Here is a 19520-nt window from a genome sequence, read left to right on the forward strand (position 1 = left end):
ACGGCATGTCCTTTCATCCCGGTCATTCATTTCCACTAGTACAAATGTATGGGCTCCGGGGCTGAATCGACGCACTGGGCGCGCGTCCATGGGATTCCCACAGCAAACCCAGCCGAACGGCGTACCTCCCGCCCCCACGAGCGGGGGACGAGGAGACCGGGCCGTACCCGCACAAACACGAGCAAGCCCTGCCCGACCAACGCGTCCGCACGCGACCGGGGCCCGCCACCTCTTCGGTGCCGAGCCCCGGTCGGACTGGTGGGTGTCCCACCAGGCGGTCAGCTGTGCTCTTCGTCCCCGGGTCGCAGCGAGGAGTTCTGCTGCACCTGCATGAGGAACTCCATGTTGCTACGGGTCTTCTTGAGGCGGTCGATGAGCAGCTCGATGCCCTGCTGCTGGTCGAGGGCGGCGAGCACCCTGCGCAGCTTCCACATGATCTTGAGCTCCTCGCCCGAGAGGAGGATCTCCTCCTTGCGGGTGCCCGAGTTGTTGATGTCGACGGCCGGGAAGATCCGCCGGTTCGCCAGGCCACGGTCGAGCTTGAGCTCCATGTTGCCGGTGCCCTTGAACTCCTCGAAGATCACCTCGTCCATGCGCGACCCCGTCTCGACGAGCGCCGTGGCGAGGATGGTGAGCGAGCCACCGTTCTCGATGTTGCGGGCGGCGCCGAAGAACTTCTTCGGCGGGTAGAGCGCGGCGCTGTCGACGCCACCGGACAGGATCCGGCCGCTCGCCGGGGCGGCGAGGTTGTAGGCCCGGCCCAGCTTGGTGATGGAGTCGAGCAGCACGACGACGTCGTGCCCCATCTCCACGAGGCGCTTGGCGCGCTCGATGGCCAGCTCGGCGACCGTGGTGTGGTCCTCGGCCGGGCGGTCGAAGGTCGAGGAGATGACCTCGCCCTTGACCGCGCGCTGCATGTCGGTGACCTCTTCGGGCCGCTCGTCGACGAGGACGACCATGAGGTGGCACTCGGGGTTGTTGGTGGTGATCGCGTTGGCGATGGCCTGCATCACCATCGTCTTGCCCGCCTTGGCGGGGGCGACGATGAGGCCGCGCTGGCCCTTGCCGATCGGGGCGACCAGGTCGATGACCCGGGTCGTGAGCAAGTGCGGGTCGGTCTCGAGGCGCAGTCGCTGCTGGGGGTAGAGCGGCGTGAGCTTGCCGAACTCGACCCGCTTGCGGGCCTCCTCCGGCGACATCCCGTTGACCGTGTCGAGGCGCACCAGCGCGTTGAACTTCTGACGCTGGTTCTGCTGCTGGTCGTCGGACTGCGCCTTGACCGCGCCGGTGACGGCGTCGCCCTTGCGCATGCCGTTCTTCTTCACGGTGCCGAGCGGGACGTAGACGTCGTTGGACCCGGGCAGGTAGCCGGAGGTGCGGACGAACGCGTAGTTCTCCAGGACGTCGAGGATGCCGGCCACGGGGACCAGCACGTCGTCCTCCGCGACCTGCGGCTCGTTGTCGTAGTCGCCGTACTCGCGGCCGCGACCGCGCTTGTCACGGTTGCGGTTGCGGTTGCGGTTGCGACGGCGGCCACCGCGGCCGTCGCCGTCTTCGTCGCCGTAGCCCTGCTGCTGGCCCTGCTGCTGGCCCTGGTGCTGCTGGCCGTCCTGCTGCTGGTCGCGCTGGCCCTGGCGGTCGTTGCGGTCGTCGCGGGCCTGCTGCCGGTCGTTGCGGTCGTCGCGGGCCTGCTGCCGGTCGTTGCGGTCGTCGCGGGCCTGCTGGCGGTCGGCGCGGTCGTCGCGGGCCTGCTGGCGCTCGCCGCGGTCGGGCTGCTGGCGGTCGCTCCGCTCGCCCTGCTGGCGGTCCTCGTGCTGCTGGCGCTCGGTGCCGGACTCGCGCGCCTGCTGGCGCTCCTCGCGGGCCTGCTGGGTGCGCTCACGGCGCTCGCCACGCTCGCGGCGGGTGCGCGGGGCCCCTTCCTGCCCGGAGTCCGCGCCCTCGGCGCGGGAGTCGGAGTGGGTGCGGGACTCGGTGCGGGACTCGCTGCGGGGCTCGGTGGCGGCGGGGGCGCTCTCGGCGGCCGGCGCGGTACGGCTCACGGCCGGCTCGCTCGTCGCGGAGCGGCCGTTGTCCTGGCGCGGCGCGGGGCCACCGGACTGGCGGTCCTTGATGGCGGTGACGAGGTCACCCTTGCGCATCTTGGCGGTGCCGGTGATGCCCATGCTCGCGGCGAGCCCCTGGAGCTCGGCCACCTTCATGGTGCTCAGCGCGCCGGAGCGGCGCGGCTTCTCGTCCTGCGACGACGCAGTGTCGAGAGTGGTGGTGTCTGTCACGAAGGATCCTTCCCCCTCGTATGCGGCCGGGTTCAGATCCCGGGCCGGTGCTTGGGTCAGGCGATGCTGACCAGTGGAGCCACATGCGGCACAGCGAGGCGGGCGGCGTCAAGGCCGCCAGCATGTGGAGGGTGCAGCCCGCTGGTGGATGGGCGGGGGCGCCATCGGCTGCGAGTGCGTGCTCAATGTAACACCGTTGCCTGCGCCGGAAGTCCATCGTGCCCAGATTGTCGCCTCAGCCACCGAGGCGTCTGACCTGCGCACCTGTCGTCGGCACACCGGGCGACAGGACGTCCCACGCGTCGTCGACGAGGGCCTCCACGCCCCCTGCGGCGTCCCGCGTGGAGAGCACGAGGACCGAGGGACCTGCGCCGGAGATCACGGCTGCGTGACCGGCGGCCCGGAGCCGGTCGACCAGCTCCATGGACCCGCCGAAGGACTCGCGCCGGGCCTCCTGGTGGAGCCACTCGCGGGTGCCGGCCAGGAGGTGCTCGGGGTGCGCGGAGAGCGCCTGGACCAGTAGCGCGGCCCTGGCCGAGTTGTGGGCGGCGTCGCCGTGCCTGACGTGGGTGGGCAGCACCGAGCGGGCCTTGGCCGTGGACAGCTGCGTGGCCGGCACCAGCACGAGCACGTGGACGTCGGGGTGCAGGTCCATGCGCAGGGTGTGCGTGGGGTCGTCGCCACCGTCCGACCACGACAGCGTCAGGCCACCGTGGACGGAGGCCGAGGAGTTGTCCGGGTGGCCCTCCAGCCGCGCGGCGAGGGTGTTGGCGAACGCGAGGTCGAGGTCGCCCCCGGCACCACGGGACACGTCGTGCAGCCCTTGTGCCGCAACGATTCCCGTGACGATGGCCGTGGCCGACGAGCCCAGCCCGCGCCCGTGGGGCACCTCGTTGCGGCAGCGCAGCCGCAGGCCCTCGGGGGGCGTGACGCCGAGCTCCTCCCAGGCGCGCACCATCGACCGGTGCACGAGGTGCGTGGCGTCGAGCGGCACCTCCCCCGCACCCTGCCCCGCCACCTCGATGTGCAGGCCGGGCGCCTCGGTGACCGTGGCCTCGCAGGTGTCCCAGAGCCCGAGCGCCAGACCGACGGAGTCGAAGCCCGGGCCGAGGTTGGCGCTGCTCGCCGGCACCCGCACCTCCACGGCCGCCCCCGGTCGCAGGGCAGCCGCCATCAGCCGTCCAGCCCCAGGGCCTGGGCTGCGGTGAAGGCGTCGACAGGGACCCGCGTGGGGGTGACGTCGGAGCCGTCGGCGTTGCGCAGGGCCCACTGCGGGTCCTTGAGGCCGTGTCCCGTGACGGTGCAGACGATCGTGGCGCCGGCGGGCACGTGACCCGCCTCCGCGGCCTGGAGCAGGCCGGCCACCGAGGCAGCCGAACCCGGCTCGACGAAGATGCCCTCACGCGACGACAGCACCCGGTGGGCGTGCAGGATCTGCTCGTCGGTCACCGACTCGATGCGGCCGCCGGACTCGTCGCGCGCGGCCTCCGCCTGCTTCCACGACGCGGGGTTGCCGATCCGGATCGCCGTGGCGACCGTGTCGGGCTCGTCGACGGGGTGACCGAGGACGATGGGTGCCGCACCCGCGGCCTGGAAGCCCCACATCTGCGGCAACCGCGTCGCGGGACCCGGCTGCTCGGAGTCGCGGTGGTACTCGCGGTAGCCCTTCCAGTAGGCGGTGATGTTGCCGGCGTTGCCGACCGGGAGGCAGTGGATCTCAGGAGCGTCACCGAGTGCGTCGACGACCTCGAACGAGGCGGTCTTCTGGCCCTCGATGCGGGCGGGGTTGACCGAGTTGACCAGCTCGACGGGGTAGGCCTCCGCGAGCTTGCGCGCCAGCGTCAGGCAGTCGTCGAAGTTGCCGGCGACCTGCAGGAGCGTGGCCCCGTGGGCGATGGCCTGGCTGAGCTTGCCCATCGCGATCTTGCCGTCCGGCACGAGCACCGCACACGCCATGCCGGCCTTGGTGGCGTAGGCCGCCGCGCTCGCGCTCGTGTTGCCGGTGGACGCGCAGATGACCGCCTTGGCTCCGTTGCGCGCGGCGACGGAGATCGCCGCGGTCATGCCGCGGTCCTTGAACGAACCGGTGGGGTTGAGGCCCTCGTACTTCACCAGGACGTTGGCGCCGGTGAGGGAGGACAGGTGCTCGGCCGGGATGAGCGGCGTGCCGCCCTCCTGGAGCGTGATCACCGGCGCACCGGCGAGGGTCGGGAGGCGGTCGGCGTACTCGCGGATGACGCCCCGCCACAAGGTGGCCATCAGGCGCCCTCCACCCTCATGACGGAGGTGACCTCGCGCACGGTGTCGAGCGCTGCGAGCGCCTCGACCGTGGCGGACAGCGCAGCGTCGGGGGCGGTGTGGGTGACCACGACGAGGCTGGCCTCGGTGGGCGAGCCGTCCTCCCCCTCGACGACCTTCTGGCGGACCGTCTCGATCGACACGTCGTGCGCGGCGAAGGCCGTGGCGACCTGGGCGAGGACACCCGGACGGTCGGCCACCGCGAGGCTGATGTGGTACCTCGTGAGTGCCTGGCCCATGCTCAGGACGGGCAGGTCGGCGTAGGCGGACTCCCCCGGTCCGTGCCCGCCGCCGACCCGGTGGCGCGCCACCGCGACGACGTCGCCGAGGACCGCGCTGGCAGTCGGGTCGCCGCCGGCTCCCTTGCCGTAGAACATGAGCTGGCCGGCCGCGTCGGCCTCGACGAAGACCGCGTTGAACGCGTCACGCACCCCACCGAGGGGGTGGGACCGGGGGATCATCGCGGGGTGGACGCGGACGCTGACACCCGGCGTCGGCCGGCCGTCGGGGCCGGCGACCTCCGTGCGCTCGCAGATCGCGAGGAGCTTCACGACGCAGTCCATCTCGCGCGCGGCCTGCACGTCGGCGGCGCTCACCTCGGTGATGCCCTCACGGTGCACCTGGTCGCTGGACACGCGGGTGTGGAACGCCAGGGACGCGAGGATGGCCGCCTTCGCGGCGGCGTCGAAGCCCTCGACGTCGGCGGTCGGGTCGGCCTCGGCGTAGCCGAGCGCCTGGGCCTGCTCTACGGCCTCGGCGAACCCCATGCCGGTGGTGTCCATCTTGTCGAGGACGTAGTTGGTGGTGCCGTTGACGATGCCGAGGACCTTGCGCACGTCGTCGCCCGCGAGCGACTCCCGGATGGGCCTCAGGATGGGTATGGCGCCCGCGACCGCGGCCTCGTAGTAGAGGTCGACGCCGTGCAGGGCCGCGGACGCGTACAGGCTCGGCCCCGCCTCGGCGAGCAGCGCCTTGTTGGCGGACACGACCGACGCGCCGTGGGCCATGGCCTTCTCGATGAGTCCCTTGGCCGGCTCGATGCCGCCGATGACCTCGATGACGATGTCGGCCCGGGTGACGAGGGAGTCGGCGTCGGTCGTGAAGAGCGACGGGTCGACGGGCAGGTCCGAGCGGTCGCGGCCCGCGCGGCGCACCGCGATCCCCACGAGCTCCAGCGGGCGGCCCACCCGGGCCGCGAGGTCGTCGGCGTGCTCGACGAGCATGCGGGCCACCGAGGACCCCACCACGCCGCACCCGAGCAGGGCGACGCGCAGCGGCTCGCCGGCCGTCGCCTTCTGGCTGTCACTCACCACGTGCTCCTCAAGCGCCCCGGAAGGCTTGTCGCGGACCGGCCCATGGTGCCGGTGACCACGGTGTGGACGCTCATTGTTCCGTCATCCGGACGTTCTCGTGCCGCATCGGGGGCAGCACGGGAAATCTCCTCACCCGACATCCAGGGCCAGCAGATCCTCCACCGTCTCGCGCCGCACGATGACCCGTGCCTTCCCGTCGCGCACCGCGACCACCGGGGGACGCGGGGTGTGGTTGTACTGGCTGGCCATGCTGCGGCAGTAGGCCCCCGTGCCGGGCACGGCGAGCAGGTCGCCGGCCGTGACGTCGTCCGGGAGGTACTCGTCCATGACGACGATGTCGCCGCTCTCGCAGTGCTTGCCCACGACGCGGGCCAGCCGCGGCGCGCCCTCCGAGCGGCGGCTCGCCAGGGTGCAGGAGTAGTCGGCGTCGTAGAGGGCGGTGCGGATGTTGTCGCTCATGCCGCCGTCGACCGAGACGTAGGTGCGCTTCGCCCCGCCGCCGAGGTCGACGTCCTTGACGGTGCCCACCTCGTAGAGGGTGAAGGTGCTCGGGCCGGCGATGGCCCGGCCCGGCTCGATCGACACCTTGGGTGCCGGGGTGCCGGGGCCGCCGTCGCCGACGGCCTTGAGCTCACGGGTCACCAGGTCGGCCATCTGCTCGCCGAGCCGCCGCGGGGACAACGGCTCGTGCTCGGAGGTGTAGGCGATGCCGTAGCCGCCGCCGAGGTCGAGCTCCGGCATGTGCACGCCGTGGACCCTGGCCACGTCGGCGTGCAGCCCGATGAGACGGCGGGCGGAGACCTCGAAGCCCGAGGTGTCGAAGATCTGGGAGCCGATGTGGGAGTGCAGCCCCAGCAGCTCGAGGGTGTCGGCGTGCTCGAGGATCCGCGCCACGGCCTCGGCGGCCCGTCCCCCGGCGAGGGAGAACCCGAACTTCTGGTCCTCGTGGGCGGTGGCGATGAACTCGTGGGTGTGGGCCTCGACGCCCACGGTCACGCGCACCATCACCGGCGCCCGCACCCCGAGCTCGGCCGCGACCGCTGCGATGCGCTCGATCTCCTCGAACGAGTCCACCACGATGCGGCCGACGCCGTAGGCCAGCGCCTGGCGGATCTCTGCGACGCTCTTGTTGTTGCCGTGCAAGCCGATTCGCTGCGCCGGGAAGCCGGCACGCTGCGCGACCGCCAGCTCGCCACCGGAACACACGTCGAGGCACAGCCCCTCGTCGGCCACCCACCGGGCCACCTCGGTGCACAGGAACGCCTTGCCCGCGTAGTAGACGTCGACTCCCCCGAGCCCTGCGAACGGCTCGGCGAAGTCGTCGCGGAACGCCCGGGCCCGCGCGCGGAAGTCCTCCTCGTCCAGGACGTACGCGGCCGTACCGAACTCCCGCGCGATACCGACCACGTCGAGGCCGCCGACGGTGAGGCGGCCCTCGTCGTCACGGGTGACGGTCTGCGGCCACAGCTGCGGCATCAGCTCGTTGACGTCACCCGGGGTGGGCAGCCAGTGCGGCGGCCCGCCGTACCCCTCGGCGTGGAGGGCGCCTGCCTCGTGAGCGCGCATCGTCGTCCTGCCTCTCCCTGCTCCGTCCGCGTGCCCGCCGGTCCCGCCGGCGTCGCACCAGCGTCACACGACGGACCGCGGTGGGGTCACATGCGCTCGGGTGCCGAGACCCCGAGCAGGTGCAGGCCGTTGGCCAGCACCTGGCGCGTCGCGTCGTTGAGCCACAGCCGGCTGCGGTGCAGGTCGGTGACCTCCTCGTCGGCGGTCATCGGCCGCACACGGCACGTGTCGTACCACTTGTGGAAGTGGCCGGCGAGGTCCTCGAGGTAGCGCGCGACACGGTGCGGCTCGCGCAGGTGCGCCGCCTGGGCGACCACCCGGGGGAAGTCGCCGAGGATGGCCAGCAGGGCCGCCTCGGTCGGGTCGCCCAGCAGGGCCGGGTCGAAGCCGTCCTCGCGCAGGACCCCGTCCTCGCGCGCCAGCCGCGCGACGTTGGAGGTCCTCGCATGGGCGTACTGCACGTAGAAGACCGGGTTGTCGTTGGTCTGCTTGCGCAGCTCCTCGCCGTCGAGGGACAGCGGGCTGTCGGCCGGGTAGCGCGACAGGGAGTAGCGGATCGCGTCGGTGCCGATCCACCCGATCAGGTCGCGCAGCTCGATGACGTTGCCCGCCCGCTTGGAGAGCTTCGCGCCGCCGAGGTTGACCAGCTGGCCGATCTGGACCTCGATGTTGTGTTCCGGGTCGTCACCCGCGCAGGCGGCGATGGCCTTGAGGCGGTTGATGTAGCCGTGGTGGTCGGCCCCGAGCAGGTAGATCTTCTCGTCGAAGCCGCGGTCCTTCTTGGACAGGTAGTAGGCGGCGTCGGCGGCGAAGTAGGTGGGCTCACCGTTGGCCCGGATCAGCACCCGGTCCTTGTCGTCGAGGAAGTCGGTGGTGCGCAGCCAGACCGCACCGTCCTGGTCGAAGACGTGGCCCTGCTCGCGCAGCCGCTCCACGGCCTGCTCCACGGCTCCGGCGTCGTGCAGGGACTTCTCGGAGAACCAGACGTCGAACCGCACCCCGAAGGCGTCCAGGGTGTCGCGGATGTCGGCCAGCTGCAGCGGGTAGGCGATCTCCTTGGCCACCTCGAGGGCCTCTGCCTCGGGCAGGTCGACCACGTCGGGGCGCTGCTCGAGGACCGATGCCGCGAGGTCGTCGATGTAGGCGCCGGGGTAGCCGCCCTCGGGGGTCGGCAGCCCCTTGGCCCGGGCCAGGACGCTGTGGGCGAACTTGTCCATCTGCGCACCGGCGTCGTTGAGGTAGTACTCGCTCGTCAGCTGTGCACCCGAAGCCGTCAGGAGCCGGCCCATGGCGTCACCGAGCGCCGCCCAGCGGGTGTGCCCGAGGTGCAGGGGCCCGGTGGGGTTGGCCGAGATGTACTCGAGGTTGATGACGTGGCCGGCCTCGGAGTCGTTGCGACCGTATGCGGCGCCCGCCTCGACGATGCTGCGCGCCAGCTCGCCGGCCGACGCCGCGTCGAGGGTGATGTTGAGGAACCCGGGTCCGGCGATGTCGACGGCCTTGACCCCGTCGACCCGGCCGAGCCTGTCGGCGAGCAGCGCCGCCACGTCGCGCGGCGGCATACCGGCCCCCTTGGCCAGCTGCAGCGCGACGTTGGTGGACCAGTCGCCGTGGTCGCGGTTCCTCGGGCGCTCCACGCGGACCTCCGCGGGCACGTCCACGGCGAGGTCGCCGGCGGCGACGGCGTCGGTGAGGGCGGTGCGCAGGGCAGCGGAGAGCTGTTCGGGAGTCACCGGGCAAGTCTAGGGTGACCTCAGTGGGCGGGTGAGTGGCCCCTGCCGCCGGTCATGTAGCCACGGACGAGCTCGATGAGCTGCTCGGGGTCGAACGGCTTCGACACGAACGCGTCGAAGCCGGAGGCCCGGGCCTGCACCCTGTCGTGCTGCTGCACCGAGGCCGTCACCATGACGACCGGGATGTCGGCCAGCCGCGGGTCGGCACGGATCCGGCTGATGGCCCACCACCCGTCGCGCGGCTCCATCTGCGCGTCCAGGGTCACGACTCCCGGGAGCTCCTCACCCCGGTCGGCCCGACCGGTCAGCAGGTCGAGCAGGGAGCCGCCGTCGCAGGCCTCCTCGACCTCGAAACCCTCGAGCTCGAGGTTCACCCGGATGAGGCGACGGATCGGCTCGGTGTCGTCGCACACCACCACCAGTCCCCCGGGTTCCATGGAGCACACCCTAGGCTGCTAACCTCACCGAGCGCGTCCACCACAGGACGTGCATCGGCCCCCGTAGCTCAGGGGATAGAGCACCGCCCTCCGGAGGCGGGAGCGCAGGTTCGAATCCTGCCGGGGGCACCAACGAGGCCAGTCGCGACGCGGCTGGCCTTCGTGGTGCCGAAGTGGTGCCAGATCGCCCGGGTCCCGGCCTGAACAGGGCCATCTGCCACCACGTCGACGAGGCGGCCCACCACGTCGTCGGGCCGCCTGTGGATGACCGCGGACCGGTATTGCGCTCCTGCGCCACGCTGCCGTCATGCCCCGTCGCCCGACGCAGCTGCCCGCGCACCTCGCCACACGCGCCTTCAGCACCACCGAGGCGTTGTCCGTCGGCCTGACCCACGGCCGGCTGCGTGGCGGCGACCTCGAGCGACCGTTCGACGGCGTGCGGCGGCTGGCGCTCGAGGTGGGCGACGCGGGCTCGGCCGGTGCAGGCGTCGGGGCCCTGGTCCTGGCCGATGCGAGGGCAGCTTCGCTCGTCCTGCCCCGCGACGCGGCCTACTCGCACTGCACCGCTGCCCTCCTCCACGGACTGCCCCTGCCCCGGAGCCACGAGCACGCGCGCCCCCTGCACGTCATGCGGCCGGCCGGGCGCAACCCGGTCGACCGTCCCGGCGTGAAGCCGCACCTCGGCCTGCAGTCGCGTCGCATCGTGCCCGTCGGCGGCGTCCTGGTGGTCTCGGCGGCAGACACCTGGGTCGACCTCGGTGGCCTGCTGGGGGTGGAGGACCTGGTGGTCGTCGGCGACCGGGTGGCGAGGATGGCGGGCAGCACCGAGCCGTTGGAGGAGGCCCTCGACCGCCGGGGCCGGGGCGCCCGCGGGGTCAGGGCGCTCCGTGAGGCGCTGGCCTGGGTGAGGGTCGGCGCTGACTCGGCCATGGAGACCCGCAGCCGCCTGCTCTTCTGCCGCCACGGCCTCCCGGAACCGGAGGTCAACGTGCCGGTCATGGCGGCCGACGGGTCAGGGTTCCTGTGCCGTGGCGACTTCGTCTGGCGGGCCCGCAAGGTCGTCGGCGAGTACCAGGGCGCCCACCACTTCGGCAGCTTCCGCCGCGGCGACGACGACATCAGCCGGCGGCTCCTCGTGGAGGACGACGGGTGGAAGTACGTCGAGCTGACCCGCTCGGACCACGTCAACCCGGCCCGGCGACGCGCCCTCCTGCATCGGCTGGCCGCCTACCTCGACGTCGAGGTGGTGGCAGAACGTCCTGACCCGGCCTGGACAGGGCGGTTTGCCACCACCTCGAGGTGTCAATGACTGGTGAGACCCTCGAGACGCGTCCAGCCGCCCGCGGACGTGCAGGTGGTCCGCGGTCAGCGCTGGGAGGCGTCGGTGACCTCGCCGACGAGCTCCTCGATGACGTCCTCGAGGAACACGACGCCGATGTCGACCCCGTCGGTGTCGACGACCCGGGCCAGGTGGGCCCCGGTCAGCTGCATGGTCCGCAGCACGTCCTCGACCTCGTCGGCGGCCTGCACGGTGGCCAGCTTGCGCACCCGCTTCACCGGGACGGCGATGTCACGCTCGGTGTCGTCGGCGTAGAGCACGTCCTTGAGGTGCAGGTAGCCGGCCAGCGTGCCCGCGCGGTCGACGAGCGGGTAGCGGGAGAAGCCGCGCTTGGCCACGAGCCGCTCGACGTCGTCAGGGGTCGCGGTGACGGGCAGGGTCACCAGGTCGTCGAGGGGCACGGCGACGTCGACCGCGTCCTTGTCGCTGAACTCCAGCGCCGCGCCGACCAGCCCGTGCTGCCCCTCCTCGATGAGCCCCTCGTGGTGGCTCTCGGCGAGGATGTGCTCGACCTCCTCCACCGTGAACGTCGAGGCGATCTCGTCCTTGGGCTCCACGCCGAACAGCCGGACCAGGGCCTTGGCGAGGTGCTCCATCACCGAGATGACGGGGCGCAGCGCGCGCGTGACGACCATCAGGACGGGGACCAGGACCAGCGCCGAGCGCTCCGGCCCCGCGAGCGCGAGGTTCTTGGGGATCATCTCCCCCACGACGACGTGCAGGTAGACCACGACCAGCAGGGCGAGGGCCAGCGCGGCACCGTCGGCGACACCGGTCGGCAGCGAGAGGTGCTCGACCACGGGTTCGAGCGCGTGGTGCAGCGCCGCCTCCGAGATGGCACCGAGCAGCACCGAGCACACGGTGATGCCGAGCTGGGCGCAGGCGAGCAGCGACCCCATCTGCTCGAGGGCGTCGAGGCAGGTCTGGGCGCGGCGCGAACCCGCGGCGGCGAGCGGCTCGAGGGTCGAGCGTCGGGCAGCCATGGCCGCGAACTCGGCGCCGACGAAGAAGGCGTTGAGCAGGAGCAGCAGGACCGTCACCCAGACGGCGGCGGCGCTCACCGTCGCTCCTCGTCCGTCGTACGGCGCGCAGTACCCGGCTGCGCGCCGCCGCCCGCGCCGCCCGCACCGTCAGCGCCACCCGTACGCCTCGCACCGGCGCCCTCACCGCCCTCGTCCTCGGACGGCTCCTGGGCGCGGAAGCGGAGCCGGTCGGCCCGCATGCCGTCCATGGCGAGGACCGTGATCTCCCACCCGGGGATGCTCACCGTGTCGCCGACGACGGGTATGCGGCCGAGCTCGGCCATCACGAACCCACCGGTGGTCTCGTAGGCGGGGCCGTCGGGCACCTCGGCGCCGAGGCGGTCGCGCACCTCGTCCGGGCGCCAGAGCCCGGGCACGGTCCACGACCCATCGGTGAGCTCGCGGCCGGTCGTCCGGAAGACGTCGTGCTCGTCGGACACCTCGCCCACGATCTCCTCGACGACGTCCTCGAGGGTGACGATGCCGGCCGTGCCGCCGTACTCGTCGACGACGATGGCGAGCTGGAGGCCGTGCTCGCGCAGCATGAGCAGCAGGGGGTCGAGGCGGATCGTCTCGGGGACGAGCAGGGGCGGCACCATCAGGGCCGAGACGGGCACGTCCGGGCGCCGGTCGTGCGGCACGGCGATGGCCCGCTTGACGTGGACGACCCCGTCGATGTCGTCCCAGTCCTCACCGGTGACCGGGAAGCGGGAGTGGCCGGTACGGCGCGCGAGGCGGACGACGTCGTCGGCGGTCGCGGTGCGCTCGATCGACGAGGACCGCGCTCGCGGGCTCATGACGTCGGCCGCGGTCTGCTCACCGAACCCCAGCGACCGGGTGACGAGGCGTGCCGTCCCCTCGTCGAGGGTGCCGGCCTCGGCGGAGCGCCGTACCAGCGAGGCCAGCTCCTGGGGGGTGCGCGCCCCGGACAGCTCCTCCTGGGGGGTGATGCCGAGGGCGCGCAGGAACAGGTTGGCCGAGCCGTTGAGGACCACGATCAGGGGGCGGGACACGGTCGCGAACGCGCGGACCGGCATGGCGACCACCTTGGCGGTCGCCAAGGGTGCGGAGATCCCGAGGAACTGAGGGAGCAGCTCCCCGAACACCATGGAGAAGACCGTCGCGACGGCCAGGGCCAGTGTCGAGGAGACCGAGTCGAGGGTGCCGCCGGTGAGCCCAAGCCCTCCGAGCGGGGTCTGCAGCAGCTTGCCCAGCGAGGGAGTGGTGAGGAAGCCGAGGACGAGGGTGGTCAGTGTGATCCCGACCTGGGCCGCGGACAGCTGGGTCGACAGGCGGCGCAGCGAGCCCAGCACGGTCTCGGCGCGGCCGTCGCCGGAGTCGATCGCCTTCTGCACCGTCGGGCGGTCGAGCGCCACGAGGGAGAACTCCGTGGCGACGAAGACAGCGGTCCCGACCGTCAGCCCCACGCCGGCGAGGACCAGCAACCATTCGGTCATAGTGCGGCCATCCTAGGGTCGCGCGACGCGCCGGGGACAAACCGCGTTGACCCTCCCCCTGCGTGAGTTGGGAGGATGGCGCCATGGACCTGAGACCGGGGGAACGATGACGAGCACCACCACGACCACACCCACCACCGGCGCCAGCGGCGCCGGTCGCATCGAGGTGCGCAACCTCACCAAGCGGTTCGGCAGCTTCACCGCCGTCGACGACCTGTCCTTCACCGTCGAGCCCGGCCGGATCACCGGCTTCCTCGGCCCGAACGGCGCGGGCAAGACCACGACCCTGCGCATGCTGCTGGGCCTGATCACGCCGACGAGCGGCACGGCCACCATCGGCGGCCGCCGCTACCACGACATCGAGTCACCGATGTCCGTGGTCGGCTCGGCCCTCGAGGCCACCAACTTCCACCCCGGACGCACCGGACGCAACCACCTGAGGGTCCTCGCGGACACCATGGGCGTCGGTCCGGCGCGCGTGGACGAGATGCTCGAGCTGGTGGGCATCCCCGCGGCCGCCCGCAAGCGCGCGGGGGGCTACTCCATGGGTATGCGGCAGCGGCTCGGCCTCGCCGCGGCCCTGCTGGGCGACCCGCAGGTCCTGATCCTCGACGAGCCCGCCAACGGGCTCGACCCTGAGGGGATCCGCTGGCTGAGGGGGTTCCTGCGCCACCTGTCGAGCCAGGGCAAGACCGTCCTCATCTCGAGCCACATGCTGCAGGAGGTGGAGCAGACCGTCGACGACGTCGTCATCATCTCCAACGGCCGCCTCGTCAAGCAGGGCCCCATGAGCGAGCTCCACGGCAGCGGCGGGGCCATCGTCAGGACCACCGACCCTGATGCCCTTGCCGGCGCACTCCGTGTCGCCGACGTGACGAGCTCTGCACAGGACGGCGCCCTCCTGGTCGACACCACGGACCTGCGACTCGTCGGCGACGTCGCCCTGCGTGCAGGCCTGCCCGTGTACGAGCTCCGCACCGCGACGACCGACCTGGAGGACGTCTTCTTCCAGCTCACCGAGGGCACGAACCGCAACCTCGGCCCATGGACGCCGACCGACGGGAATGCCCTCACCGGGCAGGAAGGGGCACAGGCATGACCGCCGCCGTCCGCGCCGAGTTCCGCAAGTTCTTCACCACCCGCATGTGGTGGGGCATGGCCATAGCGATGTTCGTCGCAGGAGCCGGCCTCGCCGTCGCCTTCGGCTTCCTGTACACGAGCGACTCGTTCAACAACGGCTCCGGCCAGGGAACGCCCACCGGCAGCCCGGAGCAGATCGCCAACAGCGTGTACACCAGCGGTCTGAGCATCGGCTACCTCCTCACCCTGACCATCGGGGTGATGCAGATCGGTGCCGAGTACCGCCACAAGACGATCACGAGCACCTTCCTCGGGGTGCCGAGGCGTGGGCGTGTCATGGCGGCGAAGGTGCTTGCCCTGCTCGGGATCGGCGCCATCTACGGGATCATCTCGCTGGTCGGGTCGATCGTCGCCGGTGCTCTCATCCTCAACGCCAAGGGCTTCGAGCCGTTCCCGACCTCCGGGGTCTTCAGGACGCTTGCCCTCAGCCTGCTCGTGCTCGGCCTCTGGGCCCTGATCGGACTCGGGGCGGGCATCCTCATCCCCAACCAGGTGGCCGCCCTGCTCATCGCGGTCGGGGTGGCGTGGATCGTCGAGCCGCTGGCCGGGTTCGGGCTGAGCTTCTGGGACTTCGGGCGCGAGCACATCGTGCCCTACCTCCCGAGCGCCGCGACCCAGGCCATGGTCAACGGGGTGTCCTCGGGCAACCCCAACGCCAGCCAGCCTCTGGCGTGGTGGGGCGGCGCGCTGGTGCTGGCGGCGTACGCGGCGGTGCTCGCCGGGTTCGGTTCCTGGCGGACCGTCCGGAGCGACATCAGCTAGGCGGCCGACCCCGACGGTGGACAGTCGTGGGGCCGGTTTCCGCGAGGAGGCCGGCCCCACGGCATACCCGCAGGTGGGGAGGGGTATCGCGCGGGCGCGGCACCGCGCTCGGGGCCTGCTCCCCCGGATGACGCCACGCAGGCCGACGGGGCTAGGCTGGGTGTACCCATTGCCCGTCATTGTCGACGCTACGAAAGAGGCGTATCCGCCGTGCCCGACCAGTCCCCGACCAGCGACCCCATGGCGGCCTTCGGGCCGAACGAGTGGCTCGTGGACGAGCTCTATGAGCAGTACAAGAACGACAAGAACTCCGTCGACAAGGCGTGGTGGTCGTTCTTCGAGGACTACCAGCCGGAGGGCGGCGGCAACGGGTCCGGGGCCAACGGTGGCGCCCCGGCCGCGGCCGCACCGGCCGAGGCGAAGCCGGCCCCCACCCAGCAGGCCGCGAGCGCCCCGGCGGCCGGGCCAACAGCCCAGGCCGGCGCACCGGCGTCGGCCACCACCGCCAAGGCGTCGTCCGCCACCGACTCCGGCAAGGCGCAGGCCACGACCACCGACCGGTCCGACGCGAAGACGGACACCGCCGTCGCCGACAAGCCGGAGGACAAGGAGGCCGCGGCCGCCAAGGAGCAGCCCAAGCCCCGCGACCCCGAGGCCCCCAAGGCGACCGGCCCGGTCAACCAGGACGAGGTCAGGCCCCTGCGCGGCGCGAGCGCCCGCACCGTGACCAACATGGAGTCGTCGCTGTCGGTGCCCACCGCGACCAGCGTCCGCGCGGTCCCGGCCAAGCTGCTCATCGACAACCGCGTCGTCATCAACAACCACCTGGCCCGCTCGCGCGGCGGCAAGGTGTCGTTCACCCACCTCATCGGCTACGCCCTGGTCAAGGCCCTGGGCCACATGCCGGAGATGAACAACGGCTACACCACCGACGAGAAGGGCAAGCCGGCGCTGGTCGTGCCGGGCCACGTCAACCTCGGCCTCGCCATCGACCTGGCCAAGCCCGACGGCACCAGGCAGCTGCTCGTCCCGTCCATCAAGTCCGCCGAGGCCATGGACTTCGCGCACTTCTGGACCGCCTACGAGGACGTCGTCAAGAAGGCCCGCGGCGGCAAGCTGACCGTCGAGGACTTCCAGGGCACCACCCTCACGCTGACCAACCCCGGCACCATCGGCACCGTCCACTCGGTCCCCCGCCTCATGGCCGGCCAGGGCGCGATCATCGGCGTCGGCGCGCTCGAGTACCCCGCCGAGTGGCAGGGCGCGAGCCAGGAGACGCTCAACCGCAACGCCGTCTCCAAGATCCTCACGCTGACCAGCACCTACGACCACCGCATCATCCAGGGCGCCCAGTCCGGCGACTTCCTGCGGATCGTCCACCAGCTGCTGCTCGGCGAGAACGGCTTCTACGACGAGATCTTCGAGTCGCTGCGCCTGCCCTACGAGCCGGTCCGCTGGGTCCAGGACATCTCCGCCCACCACGACGACGACGTCAACAAGACGGCGCGCGTACAGGAGCTCATCCACGCCTACCGCGTGCGCGGCCACCTCATGGCCGACACCGACCCGCTGGAGTACCGCCAGCGCCGCCACCCCGACCTCGACGTCACCAGCCACGGCCTGACCCTGTGGGACCTCGAGCGCGACTTCGCGACCGGTGGGTTCGGCGGGGCGCCGATGCTGCGCCTGCGCAAGATCCTCGGGATCCTGCGTGACTCGTACTGCCGCACCATCGGCACCGAGTACATGCACATCCAGGACCCCGAGCAGCGCCGCTGGCTGCAGGCCAAGATCGAGGTCGGCTACGCCAAGCCCGGTCCCGACGAGCAGCTGCGCATCCTGCGCCGCCTCAACGCCGCCGAGGCGTTCGAGACGTTCCTGCAGACCAAGTTCGTCGGCCAGAAGCGGTTCAGCCTCGAAGGTGGCGAGTCGGTGATCGCGCTGCTCGACCGCATCCTGTGCCGCGCCGCCGCCGACTCCATGGACGAGGTGTGCATCGGTATGCCGCACCGCGGCCGCCTCAACGTGCTCGCCAACATCGCGGGCAAGTCCTACGGGCAGATCTTCCGCGAGTTCGAGGGCAAGCAGGACCCCAAGTCCGTGCAGGGCTCCGGCGACGTGAAGTACCACCTGGGCACCGAGGGCGAGTTCGTCGCCGAGGACGGCAGCAAGACCAAGGTCTACCTCGCGGCCAACCCCTCCCACCTCGAGGCAGTCAACCCGGTGCTCGAGGGCATCACCCGGGCCAAGCAGGACCGCCTCGACCTCGCCGGTGAGGACTTCACCGTCCTGCCGCTGCTCATGCACGGCGACGCGGCGTTCGCCGGCCAGGGCGTCGTGGCGGAGACGCTCAACCTGTCCCAGCTGCGCGGCTACCGCACCGGCGGCACGATCCACGTCGTCATCAACAACCAGGTCGGCTTCACCACGTCGCCCAGCGCCTCGCGCTCGTCGACCTACTCGACCGACGTGGCCCGCATGATCCAGGCGCCGATCTTCCACGTGAACGGCGACGACCCCGAGGCCTGCGTCCGGGTCGCCGAGCTCGCCTACGAGTTCCGGCAGGAGTTCAACAAGGACGTCGTCATCGACATGGTGTGCTACCGCCGCCGTGGCCACAACGAGGGCGACGACCCGTCGATGACCCAGCCGCTCATGTACAACCTCATCGAGGCCAAGCGCTCGGTCCGCAAGCTCTACACCGAGGCCCTCATCGGCCGCGGCGACATCGGGCAGGAGGAGGCCGAGGCGGCGCTGCGCGACTACCAGCAGCAGCTCGAGCGCGTCTTCGTCGAGACCAAGGCGGCCCTGAAGGAGGCGTCCGAGGAGGCCACCAACCCGACCCTGGCGGGCACCGACGCCGAGGGCCACTCCGGTCTGGAGCCGCCGTCGGCGCAGGCCAAGGACACCAGCCCACGGTCCGCAGACCAGACGGCCATCACCGCGGACGTGCTCCAGCACATCGGCGACGCGTTCGTGAACCCGCCGCCCGGCTTCACGGTCCACCCGAAGCTGGCGCAGGCCATGGAGAAGCGCGCGGCGTCGACCCGTGACGGCGGCATCGACTGGGCCACCGGCGAGCTCGCGGCGTTCGGGTCCCTGCTCATGGAGGGCACCCCGGTGCGCCTCGCCGGCCAGGACAGCCGCCGGGGCACGTTCGTCCAGCGTCACGCGGTGCTCATCGACAAGCACACCGCCGAGGAGTGGACCCCACTGCTCTACCTCGGTGACGGCCAGGCCCGGTTCTGGGTCTACGACTCACTGCTGTCGGAGTTCGCGGCCATGGGCTTCGAGTACGGCTACTCCGTGGAGCGCCCCGACGCGCTCGTGCTGTGGGAGGCGCAGTTCGGCGACTTCTTCAACGGCGCGCAGACCGTGGTCGACGAGTTCATCTCCTCCTCCGAGCAGAAGTGGGGCCAGCGCTCGTCCGTCGTGCTGCTGCTCCCCCACGGCTACGAGGGCCAGGGACCGGACCACTCCTCCGCCCGTATCGAGCGCTTCCTGCAGATGTGCGCCGAGGACAACATGACGGTCGCCTACCCGTCGACGCCGGCCTCCTACTTCCACCTGCTGCGCCGCCAGGCCTACGCCCGCCCCCGCCGCCCGCTCATCGTCTTCACCCCGAAGTCGATGCTGCGGCTCAAGGCGGCGAGCAGCATGCCGGAGGACTTCACCACCGGCACGTTCCGCCCGGTCCTGCCGGAGCGCAAGGAGCTCGATGCCGCAGCGGTGACCCGCGTGCTGCTCGCCAGCGGCAAGGTCGTCTACGACCTCGAGGCCGCCCGCGACAAGGCCGGCGACTCCGCCACCGCGATCGTCCGGGTGGAGCAGCTCGCTCCCCTGCCGGCCAAGGAGATCGCCGCCGAGCTCGCGAAGTACCCGAACGCCGACGTGGTCTGGGTGCAGGACGAGCCGCGCAACCAGGGCGCGTGGCCGTTCATGGCGCTCAACCTGCCGCAGGCCCTCGCCGACCTCGGCGAGACCCGTGCCCTGCGGGTGGTGTCGCGCAAGGCCTCTGCCTCGCCGGCCACGGGTTCGAGCAAGCGTCACGCCGAGCAGCAGAACGAGCTGATCACGGCCGCCCTGGCGCGCTGACCCACCGCCCCCGGGAGGGGCACCTGACGAGGCCACGCGGCTGCGCGCCGCGTGGCCTCGTCCGTGCTGCGGGACGACCCGG

13 protein-coding genes and 1 tRNA gene are annotated in these 19520 nt (G+C 71.7%); 5 read left to right on the forward strand and 9 right to left on the reverse strand.

What is annotated here, in order from left to right; translation table 11 throughout:
* Nucleotides 1-278 precede the first annotated feature (278 nt).
* The 7 genes from rho to ABEA42_RS08005 form a co-directional block, all read right to left on the reverse strand.
* Nucleotides 279-2276: a transcription termination factor Rho gene (gene rho, locus ABEA42_RS07975; RefSeq protein WP_345502354.1), complete on the reverse strand. Its 1998-nt coding sequence runs from the start codon at nt 2274-2276 to the stop codon at nt 279-281.
* 235 nt (nt 2277-2511) lie between these two features.
* On the reverse strand, nt 2512-3450 hold the full coding sequence (locus ABEA42_RS07980; protein ID WP_345502355.1) for a homoserine kinase: 939 nt from the start codon (nt 3448-3450) through the stop codon (nt 2512-2514).
* Nucleotides 3450-4535, reverse strand: a complete 1086-nt coding sequence (gene thrC, locus ABEA42_RS07985) for a threonine synthase (protein ID WP_345502356.1) — start codon at nt 4533-4535, stop codon at nt 3450-3452. The genes ABEA42_RS07980 and thrC overlap by 1 nt, the downstream gene beginning before the upstream one ends.
* Nucleotides 4535-5884, reverse strand: coding sequence for a homoserine dehydrogenase (locus tag ABEA42_RS07990; protein ID WP_345502358.1), 1350 nt, complete (start codon nt 5882-5884; stop codon nt 4535-4537). The genes thrC and ABEA42_RS07990 overlap by 1 nt, the downstream gene beginning before the upstream one ends.
* Nucleotides 5885-6016: 132 nt before the next feature.
* Nucleotides 6017-7453, reverse strand: coding sequence for a diaminopimelate decarboxylase (lysA, locus tag ABEA42_RS07995; RefSeq protein WP_345502359.1), 1437 nt, complete (start codon nt 7451-7453; stop codon nt 6017-6019).
* Between the two features lie 86 nt (nt 7454-7539).
* Entirely contained in the window at nt 7540-9186 is a 1647-nt protein-coding gene (gene argS, locus ABEA42_RS08000) for an arginine--tRNA ligase (RefSeq protein WP_345502360.1), read from the reverse strand.
* 20 nt (nt 9187-9206) lie between these two features.
* Complete coding sequence (locus tag ABEA42_RS08005) at nt 9207-9623, reverse strand: response regulator (RefSeq protein WP_345502361.1); 417 nt, start codon at nt 9621-9623, stop codon at nt 9207-9209.
* Between the two features lie 57 nt (nt 9624-9680).
* Here ABEA42_RS08005 and ABEA42_RS08010 point away from each other — a divergent pair.
* Nucleotides 9681-9755 (forward strand) — tRNA-Arg (locus ABEA42_RS08010).
* Nucleotides 9756-9930: 175 nt separating this feature from the next.
* Nucleotides 9931-10932 carry a hypothetical protein gene (locus ABEA42_RS08015; RefSeq protein WP_345502362.1) on the forward strand — a complete coding sequence of 334 codons (1002 nt, stop codon included), beginning with the start codon at nt 9931-9933 and terminating at the stop codon, nt 10930-10932.
* 56 nt (nt 10933-10988) lie between these two features.
* Here the strand turns inward: ABEA42_RS08015 and ABEA42_RS08020 are convergent, their stop codons facing one another.
* The gene (locus ABEA42_RS08020) at nt 10989-12023 is read right to left on the reverse strand and encodes a hemolysin family protein (RefSeq protein WP_345502363.1); all 1035 of its coding nucleotides are present in this window, start codon (nt 12021-12023) and stop codon (nt 10989-10991) included.
* On the reverse strand, nt 12020-13441 hold the full coding sequence (locus ABEA42_RS08025) for a hemolysin family protein (protein ID WP_345502364.1): 1422 nt from the start codon (nt 13439-13441) through the stop codon (nt 12020-12022). Before ABEA42_RS08025 ends, ABEA42_RS08020 begins: the two co-directional genes overlap by 4 nt.
* Before the next feature lie 106 nt (nt 13442-13547).
* Between ABEA42_RS08025 and ABEA42_RS08030 the strand changes: the two genes are divergently transcribed.
* The 3 genes from ABEA42_RS08030 (at nt 13548) to ABEA42_RS08040 (ending at nt 19438) form a co-directional block, all read left to right on the forward strand.
* Nucleotides 13548-14540, forward strand: a complete 993-nt coding sequence (locus tag ABEA42_RS08030; RefSeq protein WP_345502365.1) for an ABC transporter ATP-binding protein — start codon at nt 13548-13550, stop codon at nt 14538-14540.
* Nucleotides 14537-15343 carry an ABC transporter permease gene (locus tag ABEA42_RS08035; RefSeq protein WP_345502366.1) on the forward strand — a complete coding sequence of 269 codons (807 nt, stop codon included), beginning with the start codon at nt 14537-14539 and terminating at the stop codon, nt 15341-15343. The genes ABEA42_RS08030 and ABEA42_RS08035 overlap by 4 nt, the downstream gene beginning before the upstream one ends.
* A 240-nt stretch (nt 15344-15583) precedes the next feature.
* Entirely contained in the window at nt 15584-19438 is a 3855-nt protein-coding gene (locus ABEA42_RS08040) for a multifunctional oxoglutarate decarboxylase/oxoglutarate dehydrogenase thiamine pyrophosphate-binding subunit/dihydrolipoyllysine-residue succinyltransferase subunit (protein WP_425572031.1), read from the forward strand.
* The last annotated feature ends 82 nt before the right edge of the window (nt 19439-19520 follow it).

It is taken from the genome of Pedococcus ginsenosidimutans, assembly GCF_039544395.1.
Lineage (GTDB): Bacteria > Actinomycetota > Actinomycetes > Actinomycetales > Dermatophilaceae > Pedococcus > Pedococcus ginsenosidimutans.